At 66.1% G+C, this 2483-nt stretch carries 2 protein-coding genes; both read right to left on the minus strand.

Annotated elements, in window-relative coordinates:
- Nucleotides 1-142 precede the first annotated feature (142 nt).
- Complete coding sequence (gene istB / locus DLJ53_RS34520; protein WP_111352835.1) at nucleotides 143-871, minus strand: IS21-like element helper ATPase IstB; 729 nt, start codon at nucleotides 869-871, stop codon at nucleotides 143-145.
- Entirely contained in the window at nucleotides 871-2367 is a 1497-nt protein-coding gene (gene istA, locus DLJ53_RS34525; protein WP_111352836.1) for an IS21 family transposase, read from the minus strand. Before istA ends, istB begins: the two co-directional genes overlap by 1 nt.
- Between the last annotated feature and the right edge of the window lie 116 nt (nucleotides 2368-2483).

Genomic DNA, 2483 nt, shown 5'->3' on the forward strand with positions numbered 1-2483 from the left:
TGTCAATCGGCGCGGAAGTTTGACCCCTTATCGGCGTCCAATTTTGACCCCCTGAAGCTGGGTGATCCCGTCGGCGATGAGCTGGCCGGGATTGGCGCGGTCGGCGGGATCGACGCCCGTGGTGTCGGTTCGTGGAGTGGACTTAGGCGCGGTTCTTGAAGCGCCAGCTCTCGTTTCCGGTCTCGACGATCTCGCAGTGGTGCGTGAGCCGGTCGAGCAGCGCGGTAGTCATTTTGGCGTCGCCGAACACGCTGGGCCATTCGCCGAAGGCGAGGTTGGTGGTGACGATGATTGATGTCTGTTCGTAGAGGCGGCTGATCAGGTGGAACAGGAGCTGTCCGCCAGACTGCGCGAACGGCAGGTAGCCTAGTTCGTCGAGGACCACGAAGTCCAAGCGGCTGAGGTAGTCGGCCATGCGACCCTGACGGGCTGAGCGGCCTTCCGCCTCGAGTTTGTTGACGAGGTCGACGACGTTGAAGAAGCGGCCGCGAGCGCCGTCGCGGATGCAGGCCCGGGCGATCGCGATGGCGAGGTGGGTCTTGCCGGTCCCGGTTCCGCCGACCAGCACGACGTTGCGCTGATGGGCCAGGAACTCGCCGCTGGCGAGGTCGCGGATCAGCGTCTCGTTGATCGGCGTGTCGTCGAAGGCGAAGTCCTCGACGTCGCGAGCGAGCGGCAGCTTGGCGATGGTGATCTGGTACTTGATCGAGCGCGCCTGCTTCTCGCTGATCTCGGCAGTGAGCAGGTCGCCGACGATGCGTTGAGGCTCGTGCTGGCGCTTCACCGCGGTCGTGATGATCTCGTCGAAGGCGGCCTTCATGCCGTAGAGCTTGAGCTCGCCCATGGTGGTCAGTATCGCGGAACGCTCCATCACACGGCTCTCCTGAGGGTGTCGTATCGGGCACAGTCGGCGGTCGGCTCGACGGCGAGCCGCAACGCTTCGGGCGTCATGATCGTGACCGGCGGCGCGGGGTCCCGGCGCCGGGCGAGGATGTTCAGGACAACGTCGGCCGAGCAGACGCCTTCGCGCAGCGTCTCGGCGCAGGCCGCCTCGACCGAGGGTAGGCCGTCACTCAGCACCGCAGCCAGGATCGCCACCATCTGACGATCCCCGTCCTCGACGCTCGCGAGCTTGCGCCGGACCTTCTCCAACCCGGCCGGCAGCACCCAGTCCTTGAACGGGGCTCCATTCCTGAGCGCGCCGGGCTTGCGCGCCAGCACGGGAACGTAGTGCCAGGGATCGAATACCGTCTGACCGCGGCCGAAGCAGCGCGAGTGGTCGCCGACGATCCGGCCGTCCTGGCGCAGTTCGATGCGGTCGGCATAGGCGCGGATCTCGACCGGGCGACCGATCGCGCTCGCGGCGACCGAGTACTTGTTGTTGTCGAACCGCACGAGGCAGGTCTTTGATACGGAGGCCGGCACGGCGTGGAAGCCGTCGAACCGCCCGGCGTAGGGAACGAAGCTCGGGCGCTCCGCCTCGAACGCCTCCCACACGGTCCGGTCCGCGAACTCGGGATGACGATGCGCCTTGGCGTATGCGATCGCCTGGTCGAGGAGCCACGCGTTCAGTTCCTCATAGCTCTTCGCCCGGACGCGCGGGGTGAAGAACCGCTCGCGCACCAGCCCGACCTGGTTCTCGACCTGACCCTTCTCCCAGCCCGACGCTGGCGTGCAGGCGACCGGCTCGATCAGGTAATGGCTGCACATCTGCAGAAAGCGCCGATTGTAAGCGCGCTGGCGGCCGACGAGGATCGTCTCCACCGCCGTCTTCATGTTGTCGTAGATCCCTCGCGTACAGGTGCCTTTGAAGAAGGCGAACGCTCGGTCGTGGGCGTCGAACACCATCTCCTGGCTCTCGCGCGGGTAAGCCCGCACGAACAACATCCGCGAGTGACAGAGCCGGACGTGCGCGACCTTCACGGTCGTGGTGACGCCGTTGATCAGAACGATCTCGTGGCTCCAGTCGAACTGGTAGGCCTCGCCCGGATCGAAGCTCAGCGGCACGAATGCCGCCGATGAGGACGACCGCTCGCGCTGTAGCCCGCGGGCATAGCGCCGGACCGCGTCGTAGCCACCCTCGTAGCCCAGCGCCCGCAACGCCTCGAAGATCCGGATCAGCGTCAGCTGCTCCCGCGCCGCCCGTCCCTCGTTCTCCGTCAGCAGCTGGTCGAGGTCGTCACGCCAGGGCCCAAGCTTCGGAAGCGGCTGCACCTCGCGCTCGTACTCGAACGCCGTCGCCCCCGACCGCAGCACCTTGCGCACCGTGTTCCGCGATACGTGCAGCTCGCGCGCGATCTCCTTGATCGTCTTGCCCCGCACAAAATGTTCGCGACGGATCCGCGCGATCGTGTCCACGCACTTCATCCCCTGATCGCCCGTCCTCGACAAAGACAGGCACCATGCGCAACCCGCGCCTCAGGGGGTCAAAATTGGACGCCGATCCCCCGCTCTATGGGGTCAAAATTCCACGCCGGATCACA

Source organism: Acuticoccus sediminis (assembly GCF_003258595.1).
Lineage (GTDB): Bacteria > Pseudomonadota > Alphaproteobacteria > Rhizobiales > Amorphaceae > Acuticoccus > Acuticoccus sediminis.

Excerpts from the sequence above, each read along its gene's own strand:
- istB (WP_111352835.1), bottom strand. The coding sequence starts at position 871 with ATGGAGCGTTCCGCGATACTGACCACCATGGGCGAGCTCAAGCTCTAC.
- istA (WP_111352836.1), bottom strand. The coding sequence starts at position 2,367 with ATGAAGTGCGTGGACACGATCGCGCGGATCCGTCGCGAACATTTTGTG.